We start from the raw sequence: 24282 nt of genomic DNA, 5'->3' as shown, positions 1-24282 counted from the left end.
ATTAATCTTTGTTTAAACTATTCCAACCCTGAGCTTTCAATTCAATTTCTTGGCTAGCTCTTGTTACTAAATTTAAACCTTGATTTTCTGCTGTTATATGACCAATAATAGAAAAATTAGGATTTGCTTTTATTTTATCAAAATCAGCAATTGGTACTGTAAACAGTAATTCATAATCTTCACCGCCGCTTAAAGCAACCATCGTTGAATCTAACTCAAATTCTTCACAAGAAGAAATTACTTGTGGGTCTAAAGGCAACTTATCTTCATAAATTTTACAACCTACTTTACTTTGTGTACAAATATGAAAAAGTTCTGAAGATAATCCATCAGAAATATCAATCATAGAAGTTGGTTTTACTTCTAATTCTTTTAACAAACCTGTAACATCTTTTCTTGCTTCGGGTTTTAATTGGCGTTCAATTAGATAAGTATAATTATCTAAATCTGGTTGATTATTAGGGTCAACTTTAAAAACTTGTTTCTCTCTTTCTAATACTTGTAAGCCTAAATATGCAGCACCTAAATCGCCAGAAACTACAATTAAGTCTGTTTCTTTTGCGCCATTTCTATACACAATATCTTCTTTATCAGCCTTACCAATTGCAGTTATAGAAATCAAAATTCCTTTGGTAGATGATGTTGTATCTCCTCCAATTAAATCAACTTTATAAGTATCACAAGCCAACTGAATTCCTGCATATAATTCTTCAATTGCCTCAAGTGAAAACCTGTTAGAAACTGCAATTGAAACCGTAATTTGCTCTGCAACACCATTCATAGCATACACATCAGATAAATTAACCATAACAGCCTTGTATCCTAAATGTTTTAATGGCATATAACTTAAATCAAAATGTACACCTTCAATCAACAAATCTGTTGTAATTAAAGTTTGCTTTTTAGATGCATCTAAAACAGCAGCATCATCTCCGACAGCTTTTACTGTTGAAGAATTTTCAACTTTAAAATATTTTGTAATATGATTGATCAAGCCAAACTCACCTAACTCCGCTAATGATGTTTTTTGTGTATTCTTATCTTCTAACATGCTGCAAATATAACTAGATTCTACAGGAGTATTTAAACACTTTAACACAGTTATTAAATTAATTTCTCTTTTAAAATAGTATTTTTGATTATTCTTAATTTAAAAATATGAAAAAAATTAGGTTCATACTCTTATTCTTGCCTCTTCTAATTAATGCGCAAACACCTTGTGAAAATGGATTTTCTGGTGAATACCCATGTAAAGATTACGATTTAATGTCTCATATTTCACTTAATACAATTGCTGGATTGGGTACTGAAGGAAATGATAGTTGGGGTTGGACAGACCCAGATACTCAAAAAGAATATGCTTTAATGGGTACCAATAAAGGGGTTACTTTTATAGATATTTCTGACCCTTTATCAGTAATAATTTTAGGAACTCTTTCTACAAGAACTGTTAATAGTAGTTGGAGAGATGTAAAAGTGTATAATAATCATGCATTTATAGTAAGTGAAGCATCAAATCATGGAATGCAAGTTTTTGATTTAATACGATTAAGAAACGTTGTAAATCCGCCTGAAGTTTTTACAGCAGACGCCAATTTTACTGAATTTGGAAGCGCACATAACATTGTTATTAATGAAGAAAGTGGGTATGCTTATGTAGTTGGAGCAAGTAGAAGCTCTACCTATAAAGGAGGCCCTATTTTTATCAATATTAAAGATCCAAAAAGCCCAGTTTTAGAAGGTGGTTTTAGTGCTGGTGGGTATTCTCATGACGCACAAGTAATTACTTATAATGGTCCCGATAAAGATTATACAGGCAAAGAAATACTAATTGGTAGTAATGAAAATGAAATTGTTATTGCAGATATTTCTGATAAAAGTAATCCAACAATTATCTCAACAATTACCTATTCTTATGTAAAATATGCACATCAGGGTTGGTTTACAGAAGATTTAAAATATTTTATTTTAGGTGATGAATTAGATGAAGAAGGTTATGGGAATAATACAAGATCAATTATTTTCGATTTTACTGATTTAGACAATCCTTTGTATCATTTTGATTATTTTGGAGCAACTGCTGCAATTGATCATAATGGATATGTAAAAGATAATATTTATTACCAAGCCAGTTATACCGCAGGTGTTAGAATGATAGATATTACTGATGTAGAAAACAAAAGTTTTACAGAAGTTGGTTTTTTTGATACTTATCCAAATAATGATAGTACTTCTTTTGATGGTGTATGGAATGTATACCCGTATTTTCCAAGTGGAAATATTATTATTAGCGATATTAATAATGGTTTTTTTGTGATTAGAAAAAGTGGCACTTTAAGTTTAGAAAATGAAATTATAAAAAACTCTTTTTCGGTATATCCAAATCCAACATCTACCCAAACAACAATAGAAGTTTCTATAAATCAAAATATAAATACTATTGATATTTTTTCCATCTTAGGAAAAAAAATATTTTTTAAAGGTAATATAAATCAACCAAAATACGTTTTAGATACATCAGTATTAAATAAAGGAATTTATCTTTTAAAAATAAACAACACTTTAACTAAAAAATTGATTATCAAATAAAAAACATCTTGAAAAAAACACTTGTTTTATTAAGTTTACTATTCGTTTTTTCTTGTAATAAAAGCGAAATTATCTTTCCTCAGGAAGAAGAAAATACAGAACCTTTAGCTGAATGTGTAAATGGTTTTGCAGGTATTTATCCTTGTAATGGATATGATTTAATAGCCTTTTTATCTTTAGCAGATTTAGACCCTACAAATTCTACAAATATAAGTGGTAATGATTCTTGGGGTTGGACAGATCCAACAAATCAAAAAGAATACGCTTTAATGGGTTTAAATACTGGAATATCTATCATAGATATATCTAATTCAACCCAGCCAATAGTAGTAGGTTTTTTACCCACCGCAACTGTAAATAATAGTTTTAGAGATGTAAAAGTATATAACAATTTTGCTTTTGTTGTTAGTGAAGCAGCAGATCATGGAATGCAAGTTCTTGACCTAACAAAATTAAGAGATATTACTAATCCTCCTGAAATTTTATCGGCAGATACAACTTTTAATGGATTTGGTAGTGCTCATAATATTGTAATTAATGAAAGTAAAGGATATGCATATCCTGTTGGAACCACAAGAAGCGGAACTTATAAAGGTGGTCCATTATTTATAAATATTCAAGACCCTTTAAACCCTGTAGATGAAGGCGGATTTTTAAATTACTCTCACGATGCACAAGTAGTTACTTATAACGGTCCAGATACAGAACATAATGGAAAAGAGATATTAATTGGTAGTAATGAAACAGAAATTGTAATTGTAGATGTTTCAGATAAAAGCAATCCTTTAGAATTATCATCTATAAGTTATTCTAATGTAGAATATACACATCAAGGTTGGTTTACCGAGGATATGAATTATTTTTTATTAGGTGATGAACTAGATGAAGTTACAAATGGAGGTAATACGAGAACTATTATTTTTGATTTTTCAGACTTAGACAACCCAACATTAAGTTCAGAATATTATGGCCCAACTGCTGCAATTGATCATAATGGATATATAAAAGGAAACACTTATTTCTTAGCAAATTATACTGCTGGCTTTAGGGCAATCGATATTTCAAATATTGAAACGGGTAGTTTAGTTGAAACAGGTTATTTTGATACTTTCCCTTCAGGAAACTCAGCATCTTATGATGGGGTTTGGAATGTTTATCCATATTTTGAAAGTGGAAATATTATTATTAGCGATATTGATAGTGGATTATTTATAGTGAAAAAGTCTGAATAAATTTTTTATCAATTTATGAAAAGAATCTATTACATAGCATGTTTTCTTTTACTGTATAATTGTTCCAAAAAAGAAATTATACAAGAATCTACAACTAATAATAATTTTGCAGAAACAATTACTGTAAAAACTCTTGGAGGCACAAATAACGAAACTTTAAATTCTGTAGTAAAAACTGCTGATGGTGGCTATGCAGTATTAGGTTTTACACAAAGTAATAATTTTGATATCAACACCAAAAACAATGAAAGTTTCGATTTTTGGGTGATGAAATTCTCATCCGAAGACATTTTAATTTGGAGTAAAACTTTTGGAGGAACTGATGATGATAGAGGAGCAGATATAATTGCTACAAATGATGGTGGTTTTGCACTTTTAGGCTACAGTAAAAGTAATGATGGAAACGTAACTACCAACGCCGGTTCTCAAGATTTTTGGGTGATAAAAATTACAGCAGATGGAAATATTACTTGGCAAAAAACTTTTGGCTTTTCTGGTGCAGATTATGGTACCACTTTACTACAAACCTCAGATAATGGATTTCTATTAACTGGTGTTTTAGATGTAACTGCTTCTGGCGGGCAAGGCAATTCTAAAACTTCCAATAAACATGCAGGAGGAGATATTTGGGCAATAAAACTTAATAACTCCGGAACTTTAGAATGGAGTAAATTTTATGGAGGCTCCTTTACCGATACACCATTTGGAATTGTAGAAACTACCGATAATAATTACATAATTGCAGCTTCTTCAGACAGTGAAGATTTTAATATTTCTAATAATAAAGGCACCTATGATTTTTGGATTTTAAAAATTTCTGCAGATGGAGCCCTTATTTGGGAACAAAGTTTTGGCGGTTCGCAAATTGATGAACCAAGAGCAATTACCGCAACAGATGATGGTAATTTTATAGTTATTGGAGACACAAGAAGCTTTGATATTGATGTTGCCATTAACAATGGAGCAGCAGATTTATGGATGATAAAAATTTCTAATGAAGGAACTCTTATTTGGGAAAAAACAATTGGATCAACAAGTTTTGATGTTGCTCGTTCAATATCAAAAACTCAAGATAACGGATTTGTAATTGCAGGAAGTTCTCGTAGTTCTGATAGCATTTTTTCTAATCAAGGCCAAAATGATGCTTGGGTTTTAAAAGTAGATGATTCTGCCAATATTGTATGGCAAAAATTTATTGGCGGAACAGAAATTGACTTTTTGTATGACGCAATAGAACTAAATAATAAAACAATAATTAGCGTTGGAGAAAGTAGTAGTTTTAATGGAGATATTACAGAAAATAAAGGTTTTTCTGACGCATTAATAATCAATATAAAATAATAAAAATGAAAAAATTTGCATTAATATTAATATCTAGCGTATTGTTTTTTACTGCCTGTAACAAAAATAAACTAGATTGTTGCGTATTTCCAGAAACGGTTACTGTCACTTTAAAATTTACTCATAACTGGGATGGTACTCCAATTACAGCAACCGATTTTAATGATTTTAAATTCACAACCGAAAATGGAGAGTTAGTAAGTATAGAAAAATTAAGATATTTAGTTTCTAACATTACATTAGATTCTCAAATTAAAAACTATAATCTAATTAATATTGGAGAAAATACAGATTTAGAAATCAATTTTACTGATATAAATCAAGGCACAAATAACTTAAAATTCACATTTGGTTTTGCAGATGCAGATAATACAGATGGTATTTATCAAGACTTAAATTCAGTATCCTTTAACGTTCCTGAAATGATGGGTGGCGGTTATCATTTTATGCAATTTGATGGAAAATATAAAGACACAAATAATGAAGATGCAAGCTTTAATTACCATGCAATTAGAGCCGTAGACATGTCTGACACCAATAATTTAATTTTCGAAGACACTTCTTTTGAAGTAGATTTAGGAACAGTAGAAATTACCAATAATGCAATTGTAGAAGTTAAAGTAAACATTGCAGAGTGGTTTAAAAACCCAAATACTTGGAACTTAAATGAGCTTAACACCGTTTTAATGCCCAATTTTGAAGCACAAAAAATGATGAGTGCAAATGGTAAAACCGTTTTTTCTTTAGGTGATATAAATTAAAGAGTTGTCATTGCGAGGAACGAAGCAAACCCATAAAAAAAGGTTCTTCATTCCTGACAATAACTTTTAAATAATGAAAAATAACTATCTATTTTTTCTCTCCTTTTTACTTCTGATGAACTGCTCATCTAAAGAAGAAGAAATTTATACACCAATTCCATATAACTTAGAAATTCCAACACTTTTTACAGATAAATTAATTGCACCAATAATACCAACAAATAATCCATTAACAGTTGAAGGTATTGCTTTAGGTAAAAAATTGTTTTTTGATACAATCCTTTCTGGTGACGAAACACAATCATGTGCAAGTTGTCATAATCCAACAAATGCATTTACAGACGACGCTCAATTTAGTAACGGAATTGATGGTGATTTTGGAACAAGAAACTCCATGCCATTATTCAATTTAGCTTGGAATTTTGATGAACGTTTTGCCTGGGATGGAAAAGAGTTTAGTTTAGAAAATCAAGCTTTAGAACCCGTTTCTAATCCTACAGAGATGAATTCAGATTGGAAAACAGTTATAGAAAAATTACAAAATCATACAGAATACCCAACCCTTTTTTTACAAGCTTTTGGTACTTTAACAATAGATTCTACCTTAGTAACAAAAGCAATTGCCCAATATGAAAGAACATTAATTTCTGGCAATTCTAAATTTGATCAATTTTTACTAGGCGAAACTACCTTAACCTCTGAAGAACAAAACGGTTTTGACATTTTTATGGATGAAGCAAGAGGCGATTGTTTTCATTGCCATGGCAGTAATAATAATCCGCTATGGACAGACAATGCTTTTCATAATAATGGTTTAGATAGTAATTTTTCTGATTTAGGTTTGGGCGCAATAACTGGTGATCCTGCAGATAATGGAAAATTTAAATCGCCATCAATAAGAAATTTAGCATTTACAGCACCTTATATGCATGATGGCAGATTTGCAACTTTAGAAGAAGTTATCAATCATTATTCAGAAGGATTACAGCCATCCTCAACCATAGATCCTTTAATGAAAAAAGTAAACCAAGGTGGTGTAAATTTATCCTCTAAAGATAAAGCAGATTTAAAAGCTTTTCTACTAACACTTTCCGATTTTGATTTTATTAATAATACCGACTTTAAAGAATAATCGATAAAACCAATTATTGTATTAAGTTTCATAATGAAAGTTTGTACTTTTTATACGACTTATATCGTATATTTGCACTCAATTTAGATTTAATCTATTATAAAATTATGATAAAAGTTTCAGACACAGCAAAGAAAAAAGTCATAGAATTAATGACTGAAGATGGCTTTGACGCAGCAAACGATTTTGTGAGAGTTGGCGTAAAAAGTGGTGGTTGTTCAGGTTTATCTTATGATTTAACTTTTGATAAAACAAAACTAGAAAACGATAAAGTTTTTGAAGAAAATAATGTAAAAATTATTGTTGATAAAAAGAGTTTTTTATATTTAGTAGGAACAACATTAGAATATTCTGGAGGTTTAAACGGTAAAGGTTTTGTTTTTAATAATCCAAACGCAAATAGAACTTGTGGTTGTGGTGAGTCATTTTCACTTTAAAAATTAGTAAAAGATGTCAAAGTATACTGAAGAAGATTTAGAACAAGAATTAAAAACCAAAGAATATGAATATGGTTTTTATACAGATATAGAAAGTGAAACATTTGCTAATGGGTTAAATGAAGATGTAGTTAGAGCAATTTCTAAAAAGAAAAATGAGCCAGAATGGATGACAGAATGGCGATTAGAAGCTTTTAGAGTTTGGGAACAAATGGAAGAGCCAGATTGGGCAAACGTAAATTACGAAAAACCTAATTTTCAAGAAATAGCCTACTATTCTGCTCCAAAGAAAAAACCAAAATTAAATTCTTTAGATGAAGTAGATCCTGAATTGTTAGACACTTTTAAACGTTTAGGAATTTCTTTAGACGAACAAAAAAAGTTAGCCAATGTTGCTGTAGATATTGTAATGGATTCTGTTTCTGTTGCAACAACTTTTAAGAAAACATTAGGTGAAAAAGGAATAATTTTTATGCCAATTTCTGAAGCAATTCAAGAACATCCAGAGTTGGTTCGTAAATATTTAGGAACGGTTGTACCAACAACAGACAACTTTTATGCGGCATTAAATTCGGCAGTTTTTTCTGATGGATCTTTCTGTTACATTCCAAAAGGAGTAAAGTGTCCTATGGAATTATCAACCTATTTTAGAATTAATGAAGGCGGAACAGGTCAGTTTGAAAGAACACTTGTTGTTGCAGATAAAGGAAGCTATGTTTCTTATTTAGAGGGCTGTACTGCACCAAGTAGAGATGAAAATCAATTACACGCAGCTGTTGTAGAATTAATTGCAATGGATGATGCAGAAATTAAATACTCAACTGTACAAAACTGGTATCCTGGTGATGCAAACGGTAAAGGTGGGGTATTTAACTTTGTAACTAAAAGAGGTTTATGCGAAACAAATGCAAAAATTTCTTGGACACAAGTAGAAACAGGTTCTGCTGTAACTTGGAAATATCCTTCTTGTATTTTAAAAGGAAATAACTCTATAGGAGAATTTTATTCTATTGCTGTTACCAACCATTTTCAGCAAGCTGATACAGGTACTAAAATGATTCATTTGGGTAAAAATACAAAATCTACCATTATTTCTAAAGGTATTTCTGCTGGTCAATCTCAAAATTCTTATAGAGGATTAGTTCAAATAAATTCGAGAGCAGAAAATGCTCGTAATTTCTCTCAATGTGATTCATTATTGATGGGTAATGCTTGTGGTGCACACACTTTTCCTTATATCGAAGTAAAAAATAAATCGGCACAAATAGAACACGAAGCAACAACCAGTAAAATTGGTGAAGAGCAATTATTTTACTGTAATCAACGTGGAATTGATACTGAAAAAGCAATCGCTTTAATTGTAAACGGATTTAGTAAAGAAGTTTTAAACAAATTACCAATGGAATTTGCTGTAGAAGCTCAAAAATTATTGGAAATTTCTTTAGAAGGTTCAGTAGGATAAAATTCAAAGAATTTATAAAATGAAAAAAATACTTTTCTTATTGCTCGCAATTAGTATTGTAAGCTGTAAAAAATCAGAAAAAAAGGTTGAAGAAATTTCTAAACCAAAAGTAAAATTGTATCAATTAGTTGGTGGTTCTATTTTTGTGAAAAAATTAGAAGTTTTTTCTCAAGACACAACTTATACCGGACAAACAAAGCAATTTACAGATGCGTATTATGTAATTTCTCACCCAAAAGGAAACTTAATGTGGGATGCTGGTTTGCCAGAACAATTAGTATTGCCGGAACCATTTGATGAACCTAGTGGAATTTTTAGAATTCAAAGACCAGATTCTTTAGCAAATCAATTAAAATCGATAGGTTTTAAAATTGAAGATTTTACACATTTTGCAATGTCTCACTCTCATTTTGATCACACAGGGCATGCAAATTTATTAAAAGATGCAACTTGGTTGGTACAAGAAAACGAATTCAATACTGTTGCTAGTGATACTTTAAAACAAAAAAATCCTGCCGTGGCAGAACTTTCAAAAGTTAAAAAACTAAATGGAGATTATGATGTTTTTGGTGATGGAACAGTAGTTATAAAATACATGCCTGGTCATACAATTGGGCATCAAGTTTTATATGTTGAAGTCGCTGGTTTAGAAAAACCTGTTTTATTAACTGGCGATTTGTATCATTTTGAAGAAAATAGAACCAACAAAGGAGTGCCATCTTTTAATTATAATGTTACACAAACATTAGAAAGTATGGATAAGTTTGAAGCTTTTGCCAAAGAAAAAAATGCAGAAGTTATCATACAACATTCTCCAAAAGATTACGAAAAATTAAAGAATTTATTAAATAGCTTATAGCCAAAAGCTTAAAGCAAATAGCTTAAAAAACGATGTTAAAAATTAACAATTTACACGCAAACATAGAAGAAAAATCAATTTTAAAAGGATTGAATTTAGAAGTAAAAGCTGGTGAAGTTCATGCAATTATGGGGCCAAATGGTGCCGGTAAAAGTACACTTGCTAACGTTATTGCTGGTAAAGAAGAGTATGAGGTTACTGATGGAATAATAGAATTAAATGGAGAAGATATTGGCGAATTAGCACCTGAAGAAAGAGCACATAATGGTGTGTTTTTATCTTTTCAATATCCTGTAGAAATTCCTGGAGTTTCTGTTACCAATTTTATTAAAACAGCAATTAATGAGACTCGTAAAGCAAAAGGGTTAGAAGATATGCCTGCTAAGGATATGTTAAAAATGATTCGCGAAAAATCTGAATTGTTAGAAATAGATCGTAAATTTTTATCTCGCTCTTTAAACGAAGGTTTTTCTGGTGGAGAAAAGAAACGTAACGAAATCTTTCAAATGGCAATGTTAGAGCCAAAATTAGCTATTTTAGATGAAACAGATTCAGGTTTAGATATTGATGCTTTGCGTATCGTTGCAAATGGCGTAAACAAGCTAAAATCTAAAGATAATGCTGTAATTGTAATTACACACTACCAACGTTTGCTAGATTATATAGTACCAGATTTTGTACACGTTTTACACGATGGTAAAATTGTAAAAACTGGTGATGCTTCTTTGGCTTTAGAATTAGAAGCAAAAGGATATGATTGGATTAAGCAAGAATTGATTTAATAAACAGTAAATCAGTCATATTTTACAGTTAAAGACTGAATACCGAATACTGAAAGAAATGGAATTAAAAGAAAAAATATTATCATCATATGTAGCTTTTGAAAATGGACTGGATATCAATTCTGATATTCATAACATTAGAACTAAAGCTTTAGAAAATTTTGATAAAGTAGGTTTCCCTACAAAAAAATTAGAAGCTTGGAAATACACATCTTTAAACTCAGTTTTAAAGAACGATTTTAGCATCTTTCCAAATAAAGAAGTATCCATTGAATTATCTGATGTAAAAAAATATTTTATTCATGATATAGACACTTATAAAATAGTATTTATTGATGGTAAATACAGCTCTTTCTTATCAGAAACAATACATGATACGATTGATGTTTGCTTAATGTCATCTGCATTAAAAAAAGCAAAATACAAGCCTGTTATTGAAAACTATTTTAATAAAGTTGCCAAACAAGATAACTTAACATCTTTAAATACAGCATTTGCAAGTGAAGGTGCCTACATTAATATTCCTAGAAATGTTGAGGTAGAAAAACCAATTCAAATTATCAATTTTACAACAGGTTCTGAAGTTGCAACAATGACGCAACCACGTAATTTAATTGTGGTGGAAGAAAATGCACATGTTCAAATTATTGAGCGTCATCAAAGTTTAACATCAAACGCAGTTTTATCTAACGTAGTTACAGAAATTTTTTCTGCAAAAAACTCAACTGTAGATGTTTACAAAATCCAGAATGATAATATTAATGCTTCTTTAGTTGATAACACTTACGTTGATCAAAAATCAAATAGTGTAGTTTCTGTACATACTTTTTCTTTTGGAGGAAATATTACTAGAAACAATTTAAATTTTTATCAGAATGGAGAACATATAGATTCTATTTTAAAAGGAATTACCATTTTAGAAGGAAAACAACATGTAGATCATCATACTTTAGTACATCATATTGAGCCTAATTGTGAATCTCATCAAGATTATAAAGGTATTTATAATGAGCGTTCTACAGGTGTTTTTAATGGTAAAGTAATTGTAAATAAAGAAGCGCAAAAAACAAATGCTTACCAGCAAAACAACAATGTTTTGGTAAGTGATAAAGCTACTGTTAATGCAAAACCTCAGCTAGAAATTTTTGCTGATGATGTAAAATGTTCTCACGGTTGTACCATTGGTCAATTAGATGATGATGCTTTATTTTATATGCAACAACGGGGAATTCCTGAAAAAGAAGGGAAAGCTTTATTGATGTTTGCTTTTGCCAATACAGTTTTAGAAAGTGTAAAAATACCAGAAGTTAAACAACGTATTACTAAGTTAATTGCTCAGAAATTAGGTGTTCATATTGGGTTTGATTTATAAGTAAAAAAATTATTTTGTTAAAAATATTAACCACGCAAATTGCGTGGTTTTTTTGTTTGGTTTATTTTATGTTTTTAAATTAATCATTAGTTATAATGACAGTAATACTAATAAAAATCTTTTTTATTATAATCTGTTAATATTCTTAAAATATTATATAATTCATAAAAAAAACTGATATTACTAAAATTAATTTAGTTTTTTTAACAAAAAATTGGAATATTATTGTTAAAAACAAACAATAATATATACTTTAGCATCTTTAAAATGTTTAATATAAAACATATATGCTAGTTTGTGTTTTTTTTAAACACCCTTTTTAATCATTAACCCTAATATTTTCTATTATGAAAAAAATTTACCCATTTCTATTTGCAATCTTATTTATTACACTTAGTTGTGAAACTAACGACAACTTATTGCCAGAAAATGAAGCAGATACTCAAGACAACATGTCTGTTGACATGAGCAATTTTGAAGCTGTTTTTGATTCTCAACCTCCATCTAGAAGAGATCATAGATGTGCTACAATGGATCTTTTAAAAGAAGATCTAAAAGAAGATCCTTCATTAAGAGCCAGAATGTATGATATTGAGTATAACGTAAAAAAATATTTACAAGAAAAAGAAGAAATTGTATCAAATGGAGATTATAGAACTGCAGACCCTGATATAGATGTAAAACCAATAAATGATGGTTTAGGTTTTATTACAATACCTGTATATGTACATGTAATATATAAAACTGCTAAACAAAATATTTCTTATTCTCAAATTACTTCTCAAATTGCTGTTTTGAATAATGATTTTAAAAATAAAAACTACACTGGTTTACCTGCTCGTTTTAAAAACGACGTAACTAGTATGGGTTTTAGATTTGTATTAAAAAAAGTTTTTAGATATAAAAACAATAGTGTTCCTTTTAAAGATAACAATCGTTTTAAAAGAAACTATAAAGCTAAAACTCCAAATACACATTTAAACATTTGGGTTACTCCATTAAAAAATGAAACTTTAGGGTTTGCAACATTTCCTGGGGCAAAAGCTTGGAAAGATGGAGTTGTTATACAGCCCCAATATTTTGGTACAAAAGGTTATGTTGAAGCTCCTTTTGATAGAGGAAGAACTGCAACACATGAAATAGGTCATTATGTAGGATTATATCATGTTTGGGGAGATGCTGTAAAGGATAAAGATGGATGTAAACTTGATGATGAAATTAAAGATACTCCAAATTCTCAAGTACCATATTTTGGCTGTGATAAAAACGAAAGTACTTGTGGGACTGTTGATATGAACATGAATTTTATGGATTATAGAGATGATCGTTGTTTAACTATATTTACAGACGGACAAAGAAATAAAGCTAGAAGCTACTTTAGAAAAGGAGGTTTTAGAGCCTCTATGATTAAATAATTTAAGTTTCTACATAATATCTTAACAAGGTTATCTAAAATAATTTTAGATAACTTTGTTTTTTTAATTACTTATAGTGCATTGTTGTAAGCAGTTTAATTATTGTTTTGTTCTATTATTTCTCTAACTAAACTCTCTCTATCACCATATTCAGTTATTTTATCTTCAATTCCTAAGAATTGATGAGATTCACTTTCAGAATTTTTTGGTTTAACGGCTTGTTCTTTAGCGTTGGTATAGCCTAAAGGTAAGCAGTAACCGTCTCCATATTCTATTTTTATAAAACCTCCAGCTTCAGCCCAGATATCCAGTCCATTAAAATATTCTGTGGTCAAATTGTTCTTAATTATCAAAGCAGAATCTTCGAATGCATTATCTAATATTTTATTTACTTTCAATGAATCTCCGATAACAATTAATTTACCATAGTGATTACTAAAATAACTACAATCAACATTCCCTGTAATAAATATACTTCCACCTTCATCGTATCCTAAAGTATAATTATTGACTGCATTTAACCATTTAGTTTTAATATTTCCAATTATAATAATATTTAGTGCATCAAATTTTAAAAACTCGTCATTATCTATATCTCCAAAATAAATTTGGAATTCTTGATCATATTTTTCATCATAACTTTTACTAACACAAGATTTGTAACTTTCCAAAAAGGTATGCTTTGATAATTCTTCAATAAAAATATCTCTTGATACTGAAATGAGTTTATTTTCTTTCATTATTTAATTCTTATAGTTTACAACTAATAATACAAACTCATATTATTTATAACTTTTAAGTTAAGCAACTTTATCATCCTTTTTTACAACTAAAAGCATAGGGTGTTTACTAGTTAAAATTATAGATGTACCTTTTCTTATTTCAGATTTAATATTTATATTAAAATCTATTAAAGCAGATCGCTCTTTTAGGTGATTAATTCCATTAACTCTTTTTAAATTGTCAATATTAAAACCAATACCATAATCTTTACACTCAATTTTTACCATTCTGTCGGTAGTATTAGATAATATGATTTCAATTCTTTCACTTTTAGAGTATTTTATTGCATTATTTAAAGATTCTTTTATAATTAATAAAATTTGTCTGTTTGTAAGTTTAGGTAATCTAAACTCATTATCTGATAGGTTTTTTGTTATAAATACTATTTCACCATCATATATTTTATTTTTTTCTTGAGCTACGCTTTTTAGTTTTTCTACTAATGCTTTTAATTTGTTATTATATGGGTTTATTGCCCATAACAGATCTTTAATGTCATCAGAAAGAGGTAGTAAACTTTTTTCAATTAAATCTAAAAATTTAACCATTTCTTTAGGTAGTGAACCATCTTTTTTGTTAAAATCTTTTACTATATAATAACTAGAAAGTGCGCTTGTTATTCTATTACCAAAATTATCATGAAAATCTTTAGCAATACTATCTTCTATCCTATCAATTGTGTTTTCTAATTTTATTTTTTCATCTAAAATTTTATGAATTTTTATGTTTTTAATTCTGAGTTTTATACTGTATAAAATCAATAATAAACTTATGATAAGAATAGCAATTATAAGCATGTTATTTTTGCCTTTAACATCTAATTCTAATAGCTTATTTTTTTGTTCAGTATTTTTTCTTAACAGTTCTGCCTCTCTTATATTAAAATTAAGGTTTAATGACTGTACAGAGTTTAACAGATTAAAACTATTAATACTATCATTATAAATATTATGTAGCTCTAAATCTTTTATAGATTGAGTAAAATTTTTCGTTTTTTTATGAAGTTGGTAGAGTAAGTAATATCCTTTTTTAATTTGATCTTTAATACCAACTTCTTTCGATAATTTTAAGCCTTCTTCAGCATTATAAATAGCTAATTTATATTGATTTAGTTTTTCATAAACTTCAGATTTTCCGTAAAAATTATATATATTAACTATAGGCGTATCATCTTTTTCACGCAATGATTCAGATTGATTATAATATTTAAGAGCCATAATATAATCTTTATTTAAATAATATATTTTTCCAAGATTATTAATATAATACCTTGAAGTCATTTTATTTCCGTGATTTTTATTTATGTCAATTGCTTTTTTCACATAAAAAGTAGCGCTATCAATTTTATTTTTTTCAGCAAGTATTAACCCATAAATACTATAAGCGTTGGCAACCCTGTTAGAATCAGCTGAATATTTAAGGTATATAAAGTTTTTTCTTAAATATTTTAAAGCTTGACCATAATTACCCATATTATAATAAGCATTTCCTAAAATTTTATAGTTAAGAGTTAGGTCATTAAAATCTTTAGTTTTATAATTATCCTTTATTATTTCTTGTGTATAAAATATAGCTGATGTGTAATCTCCTTTTCTTTTATAAATTCTAATAAGTGATCTTTGAATATCTAAAATCGTGCTTTTATCACCTAACGTAGTAGCAATTTCTAGTGCTTTTTGAGAATAAAGTAATGAAGTATCTAAATTTTTGTTATAAAAATAATATGATAAAATACAATTGTACTTTATTTGTTTTAAATTCTTTTTTTTATTTATAAGGTTAGAAATACTATCAATATACTTTTTGTTAGCATTATTTTCTATAATATACTGAACCTCATCATTTAACCCTTTTTGAGAATATAAAATAAAATTATTATTAAATAATAATACCAATGTCAGATATAAAAAACTTTTTTTTATTGAAAAGTAAATACGATATTTAAGTATCATTATTATTGTGGTTGCAGTTAAAATTTATTCATCTGTATTAACATCTAAATTTACACTTTTTTTTAGATGTCTAATAATAATTACTTTTTAAATTTACTTTAAAAAGTAATTATTTAGTAGATTTTTTATATTTTAGATGTAAATATTTTTACGCTTAGATACCTAAATTCATTAGTTAAAATGACATTAAAAAAAAGAGTTATTATAATTGAAGATGAAATGGCAATTAGAGAAGCCTATAAATACTATTTTAAGTCTTTTGATAACTATTACCTTGTTGCAGATTATGAGTGTGTAGAAGATGCTTTAGAGGAATTTAAAGAAACAGACCCCGATATTGTTTTAAGTGATATTTCTTTACCAGGCTTAAGTGGAATTGAAGGAGTTAAGCGCTATAAAAATCTAAAGCCTGAAGTAAAGATATTAATTCTAAGTATTCATGATGATTTAACTCACATCATAGATTCATTAAAAAGTCTTGTAGATGGTTATATAACAAAACCCGTTAAACAACAAAATTTATTAAACTCTTTAGAATCTTTACAACAAGGCGGCGCACCTTTAAGCAATGATGTTTCTAGAAAATTAATTGAGTTTTTTCATGAGAAAAAAATTGAACTATTTTCTGAAAGAGAAAACGAAGTTGTAAACCTTTTAATGAAAGGAAATAGCTATAAAACAATAGCAGATCAATTATTTATATCTACCAGCACTGTTAATTATCATATACAAAACATTTACACAAAATTGAATGTTTCTTCTAAACCTGAAGCTTTAAAAGAACTTAAAAAGCTTTTAAATAAATAGTTTATTCTACTATTTTAAAAATTATTTATTACCCTACTAAACAACTATGAATTTTTAATAGGCTTTATAAACCCAATAAAGCATAATTTTACATCGAAATATTATTCCCTAATAGCTATTTTAAAATAAGCGTAAAGATCTTTCCCCCCAAAATTCTTTACTCATTATCACTCATGATGCTCTTTACGCTTATTTAAATTAGAAAATTACTTGCTTCTTTTTTTAACAATTATTAAATTTTGAAAAAAAAAGCCATAAAAAAACATCCAAAAAATAAATTTTTGTCGTTTTACAATTCTATTAAAAGTTATAATGTTTCTGTTTTGTTGTTTGGTTTAGCAGTATCGTTACTAAATAATTAATGATCAATGGTTAGTATAAGGATTTTTAAAAGCTCTTTCAGCCACTTGTTATTTCAGTTCAATATTTATATCTGTCTCAAAAAAATTAAATATAGCTAAATCTATTTCATCAAGTTTCCAGTCACCTTCATAACCTTTATAGTCAATTCTTATATTTAGCGAACTTTGTTAATATTCACAGACCTTTTTATTTAACACAAACGCCCTATCTTTTTTATATATTGTTGTAGGTAGTCTTCTCATAAGAAACAATCTTTAGCCTCGTATATTATTAAGTCATTACAATTTATGCATTGAGCTTTACAATTTGAGATATTCATTTTTTTTACATCATTCTCAGGTGTATAGTTTATACCATATTTCAGTTCAAAATCTTTAACGAATGATTCTGAAAACTTAACATTTGGACACAAAATATCCAAATCTTCTTTTGAATGAAAATTCCAACTATTTTTATTTCCAGAACTCAAACCATTAATTTTATCCAATGCTGATTTCTTTGGCAACATAACTCCAGTTGGGTTTGTTTGACCACAGGTTTTACATTTAACAAGTAAATAAAAACTGTCTTTTGGATTTGGTTTCCCTTTTATTTCTTTTTTAATAAGTGAATATTTAACTTTTTCTCCAAAAGTTTTAAAACTTTTCTTTGCAAAATATGGACTCTCTAAAAAACATTCTGATAACTTAAAATTCTCATCATCCCAATCTATAAAATCACGAAATCCTGAGGCATTATTCTTTAAAAAATCAACATTTATTAAATTCGGTTTTGTCCCAACTAAATATATAGCAGAAGGAAGGAGTAATGCCAAAGCGACAATTACATCATTTATAATTATTTTTTGAAAACAAGCAGGTTCAAAATATGAGTTGCTATTTGGATTACTGAAACATACAGCAAATGACCATTCACTAAAATTGTTTTCAGATGAGTTAACAAATTCAATTAATTTTGAAAAATGACTTTTCATATAATCGTATTCTAATTCATTATAAAGGACATTCACTGCACATTTATGAATTGCTTTACTGAATTTTTCGTCATATTTAAAAAAAGTTGGATTTATAAATGAAGTACTGCTTCCCTCTCTTTTAACAACTGTTGAATTGTTATGATGTCTAATTTCAGTAGACTCTTCCAGCTTTCTCTTTCTATCTCTTTTTTTTCCTTTTCTGCCAGGTGGTTCATTAAAAATTTGGTTTGCATCTTGAAATTTTTTTAACATCATATTATCTCTGTATTTCAAAGACTTATCAATATGACCTAACCTGTTATTGCAAGCTTCACAAACTTTGCCCTGTTTTAAAAAGAGAGATGGTCTTTTTAATTCACTATTTTTGTATAGATGTGCAGGGAATATATGTTCGTTGTTGGCATATTCTCTTTTCCCTTTATCAGATTTACTCGAAGACGTTTTTATATTGCACCAAATACAGTTCATTTTTTTTTAGATTACCTACAACTTAAGTATATACTTACTTATTAAATTGCTAAACAAATAACTAATTACTCAAAAAATCTAAGGTTAAAGCCGTTAATGTTCTAACACCTAGAAGAAAACCACTTTCATCTAACATAAAATCTGGTGTGTGATGCCCTGCAGCATCCTCTGGTTTAACATTAATAGATTTTCCTCCTAAAAAAAAGTACAAACCAGGAACTTTTTGTTGATAAAAAGAAAAATCTTCTGCACCAGTAATTGCATCAATTTCTAATACATTTTCTTTTTTTGCAATCCTCTGCAAAGTAGGTAACATTTTAGAAGTTAATTTTTCATCATTATAAGTAATTGGATACCCTTTTTCAATCTCAATTGTTGCGGTAGCTCTATGAGCTTTTGCAATTGCAGGTACCATTTCTTTCATTCTTTTATTTATAAAATTTTGCATATCATAATCTAAAGTTCTAATAGTACCAACTATTTTTGCTTTTTCTGGAATTATATTACTTCTAATTCCTGCGTTAATCATACCAACAGTAATTACTGCACCCTCTTTAGTTAGTTCAGATTCTCTACTAATTATTGTTTGTAAACCATTAATAATTTGAACAGATGTTACTATTGGATCAACACCATGCCAAGGTCTAGAACCGTGAGATTGTTTTCCGTTTACATTAATTTCATAAGATTGAGAAGCTGCCATTATTCCGCCAGGTTTATAACTAATAGTACCCACATTATTTCCGGCTCCAATATGTAATCCAAAAATGGCATCAACCTTTGGGTTCTCTAAAACACCTTCTTTTACCATTAATTCAGCACCACCTTCTTCTCCTTTTGGAGCACCTTCTTCTGCTGGTTGAAAAATAAATTTAACTGTACCATGAATGTCTTTTTTCATTTTTGATAATACTTCCGCTACACCCATTAAAATAGCGGTATGAGAATCGTGCCCACAAGCATGCATAACACCAGTTTCTTTACCATTATAGGTAGATTTTACTTCCGATTTAAAAGACAAATTATTTCTTTCTGTAACTGGCAAAGCATCTATATCTGCTCTTAAAGCAACTACTTTTCCTGGCTTATCTCCTTTTAAAATAGCAACTACACCTGTTTTTGCAACACCTTCTTGCACTTCAAAGCCTAAACTTTTAAGATGCTTAGCAATATATTTTGCTGTTTTATACTCTCTATTAGAAAGTTCTGGATTTTGATGAAAATGCCTTCTCCATTCTATAACTTTATCTTCAACTTCTGTTGAAAATTCATTTATTTTTGAATCATAATTTTGCGCATTTATACTAGAAATACTAGCTATAAATAAGATAATTAAATTTATTTTTTTCATTTTTATTAATTTATAGAGTTCGTTATATTTTTTAAAAAATCATCAACATCGGCATTTTTAGACAACCCCATTCTAACAATTACCAATTCCTGATCGGGTAGCACATAAACATTCTGACCTTGATAACCATTAAACGAAAATAGGTTTTTGGGTGCATTTGGATATACTTTACCAGCATTTAACCAGATTTGTGCTCCATATTCTCCGTTTGACTTTGGAGTTGGTGTAGTGGCATATTTTACCCATTCTTTTGTAAATAGTGTTTCTCCATTCCAATTTCCATGATGTAAATATAACAACCCTAATTTTGACCAATCTCTTGGAGTTGCCCAAGCATAAGAAGAACCAACATAATTACCATCTAAATCAGTTTCAACTACCATAGAATTCATGCCAATTTTATCAATTAAAGCAGTATACCAAAAATCTAAATATTCTTGGTGCGTTTTAAATTGACTTCTTAAAATTCCTGATAACAAATTTGTAGTTCCTGATGAATAATTCCAGCTTTCATTTGGTTTACCAACCAAAGGTTTTTCTTTTTGAATTTTGGTCATATCACGTTCTAAAAATAACATTTTAGAAACATCCGAAATGGTATTATAATCTTCATCCCATTCTAAACCCGAATTCATTTGTAGTAAATTATGAATAGTAATTTGGCTTCTTTCATCATTTTTCCATTCTTCAAAAGGTGCTTTTGCCTGTATATCTATTTTATTTTGATGTTCTAAAATTCCAAACAAAGTACTCGTTATACTTTTAGTCATAGACCAACCTAAAATTTTAGAATTTTTATCAAAACCATCTGCATAACGTTCTGCAATTATTTGGTCTTTATAAATAACCAAAGTTGCTCTAGTTTTATTGATTGAATCAAATAGCTTATCAATAGCTTTTTCTATTTTTTGATAATCAACATTGGTAAAAACAGTATCTTTTTGTGCTCCATTTCCGTAAGGATAAGGAGTTATATTGTCAACTTTTAACCTTTTAGGAGTTAAATATTGCTTAGTTAAATCTTCTTTTTTTAAAGCTAAAACAGTCCCTAAACCTTCTCTATAAAAAGCTTTTCTGGTTAACAAACCAAAAGCACTTGCAGATGCAGATTTTTCGTTTTCATCAATTTTATCAGAAGCTAAATTTATTGGAGAAAAATTATTATCGTTTTTATCTGTAAACTCTAAAGTTCTATCAGCAACAAATACAGATGAAGCCATATTTTTGGCAGAATATCCTGCTAAAATATTTAATTTAGGGTAATTGTATACAATTGCAATGGTTATAATTACAAGTAAAACTAATAATATTTTCTTAAAAATTTTCATAAGTATAGTATAATAGTATGTAAAAATAAGCAATTCATATTGACTTTTTTATCAGTTTAAAACTTCAAGGTTTATCTTTGTAATTTAAAATGATATTTATGTTTAATGTTGATAAAATTCGAGAAGACTTTCCTATTCTAAAAAGAACTGTTCATGGAAAATCTTTGGTGTATTTTGATAATGCTGCCACATCACAAACACCACAAGTTGTTATTGATACTATTGTAGATTATTACAGTAATTATAATGCAAATATTCATCGTGGGGTGCATACTTTAAGTCAAGAAGCCACTGATAAATATGAAGAAGCTCGTATTAAAATTCAAAAACATTTTAATGCAGAAAAAGCCTATGAAATTATATTAACTTCAGGTACAACCCATGGTATAAATATGATTGCTTCTGGGTTTGCTTCACTTTTAAAAACTGGTGATGAAATTATTGTTTCCGCTTTAGAACACCATTCTAATATTGTTCCTTGGCAAATGTTATGCGAAAAAACAGGCGCTATTTTAAAAGTGATTCCTATGGATGAAGATGGAACTTTAAGAATGGATATTTATCATGAATTATTAACTAACAAAACTAAAATCGTTTTTTGTAACCATGTTTCTAATGCTTTAGGAACTATAAATCCTATTGAAGAAATTATACATGCTGCACATAAATTTGGTGCTGCGGTATTAATTGATGGTGCACAAGCAACACCTCATATTAAGCCAGATGTACAAGAATTAGATGTAGATTTTTATGTAGCTTCTGCTCATAAATTATGTGGCCCAACAGGTGTTGGTGTATTATATGGAAAAGAAGAATGGTTGCAAAAACTGCCTCCTTATCAAGGTGGAGGAGAAATGATTGAAACTGTTACTTTTGATAAAACTACCTATGCAGGATTGCCTCATAAGTTTGAAGCTGGAACCCCAAATATTTGTGGTGGAATTGCTTTTGGAGCAGCTATAGATTATATGAATTCTGTAGGTTTTGAAACAATAGCATCCTATGAAAACGAGCTTTTAGAATATGCAACAAGTAAACTTTTAAACATCGAAGGATTAAAAATTTACGCCAATAATAAATGTAAAACTGCTGTAATTTCTTTTAATGTAAATGATATTCATCCTTATGATATTGGTTCTATTTTAGATAAATTAGGTATTGCTGTAAGAACAGGACACCATTGCGCACAACCTATCATGGATTTTTATAAAATACCAGGAACTATAAGAGCTTCTTTTTCTTTTTATAACACAAAAGAAGAAATAGATGTGTTAGTTGCAGGAGTTAAAAGGGCAACTATGATGTTATCTTAAAAAAATAATTAGATAATAAAAAAGGTTGAGAATTAATTCTCAACCTTTTTTATTGTAATATATTTTAAATTATTATCTCAATGCAGCAGAATAATTTGTTGGATAATCAGCCGCTTTAGCTAGACCATCAGTTGCTGAAGTAAAATTAGAACCAAATTCAGCATCTATAGCAGCTAATATTTTATTTGCCATTAAAGCATAACCTCTTGCTGTTAAATGAACACCATCTAAACTAATTAAACCACCAGTAACTAAACTAGTTGTTAAAGTATAATCATCAAATACAATTCCTGCAGAAGCTTCTTCTAAAACAGCTTTAAAATCAACTAAAGCAACATTTTCATTTGCTGCAGCAACGGCAGCAATGGTAGTGTTATATGCATCTGTTGCTGTTTTAATTGCAGCTTGCTCTTGTGGTGTTAATACCCACTGATCTGCTAAAGGAATTGCTACTCCATTAACTGTTAATGGATTTCCTGCAACAGCTTCTGTACCTATAAACGATGCAGATGCTAATAAAAATAAATCATCTGAAGTACCTTGTCTATAACTTGGCAAACCATAAGCAGTTAAATCCGTTAAATCTTCATCTACAATTACTACAGCATTTGTTTCAGATGCTTCAAAACTAATTGTTCTACTATCTACCTCATCTTGTGTAATTAAACCATACGAAAGTATTAATTGTAAACCTGCATTATACTCTGCATATGCTGAATTTAATGCTCCTGCTGTAGCAGCGTCTAAAGGAATAACATCATGAGTTACTGTTGTAAAATTAGCTAAATTAGTAATATAAGGTACATTAGCAACTACACCTTTTGCGCCATTAGCTGTTAAAGCTGTAACCATACCACTTAAAACTCCTGCAAAAACATTTGGGTCTGTAATATCATTACCTCCATAAGTTGTAGCGTCAAAGTTTCCAGTTTGATCCACTCCAGTTCCACCAGAAAGTGCATATCCTAATACATCATTACCACCTATTTCTGATAAGGTAAAAAATGTAGGGTTTGTTGCTAAAGCATCTCCCATAACACTTGCTGTTGGGTCTGAAGCCATCCTACCAAAGTAAGGATTCAGTTGTCCATATCCAGCTACACCTAAATGAAAACTTTTTGCTCCAGGAGCACCAAAATTATTAAAAGGACCTGAAAGAACAGTTGTTGTTTCAGTAGTTGGTGTAGCATCTAATCTTGCTGGTCCAGCACCATCAAAATAAAATCTTGGTTCTTGAATTTGCGTACCACCATAAAGTAGTCCCCCAATATTATCAGCCATTAAAGGTTGGTTAAAATCTGCACCAAATTTTGATGCTAAAATATTTGGAAAAGAATTTTCTTGAGCTGCAATAAACATAGCTCCATCTGTATAACCTGCTGTAAAAGAAGCCCCAACGGAAATGTATGTAGAAAAATCTAACCCATTTGTATCTAAGGCTACTTCTGCAACTACTTCTGCAGGAATTTCAGCTAATTCATTGTCTACATCACAAGATGTAATTGATAATGATAAAAGAAATAAGCCTATATATTTATAATTTTTCATAAAATATGATG

General features: G+C 29.1%; 20 protein-coding genes. 13 read left to right on the top strand and 7 right to left on the bottom strand.

The features are described 5' to 3' along the window. Position 1 precedes the first annotated feature (1 nt). Complete coding sequence (gene thiL, locus Q0733_RS04585) at positions 2–1051, bottom strand: thiamine-phosphate kinase (RefSeq protein WP_298779915.1); 1050 nt, start codon at positions 1049–1051, stop codon at positions 2–4. Positions 1052–1158: 107 nt separating this feature from the next. Here thiL and Q0733_RS04580 point away from each other — a divergent pair, with 107 nt between their 5' ends. From Q0733_RS04580 to Q0733_RS04530, 11 genes are all read left to right on the top strand, one after another. Continuing rightward, on the top strand, positions 1159–2589 hold the full coding sequence (locus tag Q0733_RS04580) for a choice-of-anchor B family protein (protein WP_298779507.1): 1431 nt from the start codon (positions 1159–1161) through the stop codon (positions 2587–2589). A 5-nt stretch (positions 2590–2594) separates the two neighbouring features. Then, positions 2595–3821 (top strand): choice-of-anchor B family protein, encoded by a 1227-nt coding sequence (locus tag Q0733_RS04575; RefSeq protein ID WP_298779912.1) that lies wholly within the window; start codon positions 2595–2597, stop codon positions 3819–3821. Between the two features lie 15 nt (positions 3822–3836). After that, positions 3837–5162 (top strand): hypothetical protein, encoded by a 1326-nt coding sequence (locus Q0733_RS04570; RefSeq protein ID WP_298779505.1) that lies wholly within the window; start codon positions 3837–3839, stop codon positions 5160–5162. Between the two features lie 5 nt (positions 5163–5167). Then, complete coding sequence (locus Q0733_RS04565) at positions 5168–5923, top strand: MbnP family protein (protein WP_298779503.1); 756 nt, start codon at positions 5168–5170, stop codon at positions 5921–5923. 115 nt (positions 5924–6038) lie between these two features. Next, complete coding sequence (locus Q0733_RS04560) at positions 6039–7055, top strand: cytochrome c peroxidase (protein ID WP_298779501.1); 1017 nt, start codon at positions 6039–6041, stop codon at positions 7053–7055. Positions 7056–7162: 107 nt separating this feature from the next. Continuing rightward, positions 7163–7492, top strand: coding sequence for an iron-sulfur cluster assembly accessory protein (locus Q0733_RS04555; protein ID WP_298779499.1), 330 nt, complete (start codon positions 7163–7165; stop codon positions 7490–7492). 13 nt (positions 7493–7505) lie between these two features. Then, a complete protein-coding gene (gene sufB / locus Q0733_RS04550; RefSeq protein ID WP_298779497.1) occupies positions 7506–8954 on the top strand; it encodes a Fe-S cluster assembly protein SufB in 1449 nt (482 codons plus the stop codon). Positions 8955–8973: 19 nt separating this feature from the next. Further along, positions 8974–9813, top strand: coding sequence for an N-acyl homoserine lactonase family protein (locus Q0733_RS04545; RefSeq protein WP_298779495.1), 840 nt, complete (start codon positions 8974–8976; stop codon positions 9811–9813). Between the two features lie 32 nt (positions 9814–9845). Further along, positions 9846–10595 (top strand): Fe-S cluster assembly ATPase SufC, encoded by a 750-nt coding sequence (sufC, locus tag Q0733_RS04540; protein WP_298779493.1) that lies wholly within the window; start codon positions 9846–9848, stop codon positions 10593–10595. A 58-nt stretch (positions 10596–10653) separates the two neighbouring features. After that, positions 10654–11967: a Fe-S cluster assembly protein SufD gene (gene sufD, locus Q0733_RS04535; RefSeq protein ID WP_298779491.1), complete on the top strand. Its 1314-nt coding sequence runs from the start codon at positions 10654–10656 to the stop codon at positions 11965–11967. 347 nt (positions 11968–12314) lie between these two features. Continuing rightward, positions 12315–13382: a zinc metalloprotease gene (locus tag Q0733_RS04530; protein WP_298779488.1), complete on the top strand. Its 1068-nt coding sequence runs from the start codon at positions 12315–12317 to the stop codon at positions 13380–13382. 95 nt (positions 13383–13477) lie between these two features. On the opposite strand, the gene Q0733_RS04525 is transcribed toward Q0733_RS04530, so the two are convergent. Next, positions 13478–14053: a hypothetical protein gene (locus Q0733_RS04525; protein ID WP_298779485.1), complete on the bottom strand. Its 576-nt coding sequence runs from the start codon at positions 14051–14053 to the stop codon at positions 13478–13480. A 129-nt stretch (positions 14054–14182) separates the two neighbouring features. Then, a complete protein-coding gene (locus Q0733_RS04520; RefSeq protein WP_298779483.1) occupies positions 14183–16060 on the bottom strand; it encodes an ATP-binding protein in 1878 nt (625 codons plus the stop codon). Positions 16061–16297: 237 nt separating this feature from the next. Here Q0733_RS04520 and Q0733_RS04515 point away from each other — a divergent pair, with 237 nt between their 5' ends. Continuing rightward, entirely contained in the window at positions 16298–16924 is a 627-nt protein-coding gene (locus tag Q0733_RS04515) for a response regulator transcription factor (protein ID WP_298779481.1), read from the top strand. Positions 16925–17525: 601 nt separating this feature from the next. Here the strand turns inward: Q0733_RS04515 and Q0733_RS04510 are convergent. From Q0733_RS04510 to Q0733_RS04500, 3 genes are all read right to left on the bottom strand, one after another. Further along, entirely contained in the window at positions 17526–18731 is a 1206-nt protein-coding gene (locus Q0733_RS04510; protein WP_298779479.1) for a hypothetical protein, read from the bottom strand. 61 nt (positions 18732–18792) lie between these two features. Then, positions 18793–20082, bottom strand: a complete 1290-nt coding sequence (locus Q0733_RS04505; RefSeq protein ID WP_298779476.1) for an amidohydrolase — start codon at positions 20080–20082, stop codon at positions 18793–18795. Positions 20083–20087: 5 nt separating this feature from the next. After that, the gene (locus tag Q0733_RS04500; protein ID WP_298779474.1) at positions 20088–21410 is read right to left on the bottom strand and encodes a serine hydrolase; all 1323 of its coding nucleotides are present in this window, start codon (positions 21408–21410) and stop codon (positions 20088–20090) included. A gap of 98 nt (positions 21411–21508) precedes the next feature. On the opposite strand from Q0733_RS04500, the gene Q0733_RS04495 reads away from it, so the two are divergent. Next, positions 21509–22723, top strand: a complete 1215-nt coding sequence (locus tag Q0733_RS04495) for an aminotransferase class V-fold PLP-dependent enzyme (protein ID WP_298779910.1) — start codon at positions 21509–21511, stop codon at positions 22721–22723. A 72-nt stretch (positions 22724–22795) separates the two neighbouring features. On the opposite strand, the gene Q0733_RS04490 is transcribed toward Q0733_RS04495, so the two are convergent. Beyond that, positions 22796–24271, bottom strand: coding sequence for a G-D-S-L family lipolytic protein (locus Q0733_RS04490; RefSeq protein WP_298779471.1), 1476 nt, complete (start codon positions 24269–24271; stop codon positions 22796–22798). Between the last annotated feature and the right edge of the window lie 11 nt (positions 24272–24282).

It is taken from the genome of uncultured Polaribacter sp. (genome assembly GCF_947500975.1).
Taxonomy (GTDB): Bacteria; Bacteroidota; Bacteroidia; order Flavobacteriales; family Flavobacteriaceae; genus Polaribacter.
Note: the sequence above shows the minus strand (reverse complement) of the source record. Positions and strands in the feature narration are given on the sequence as shown.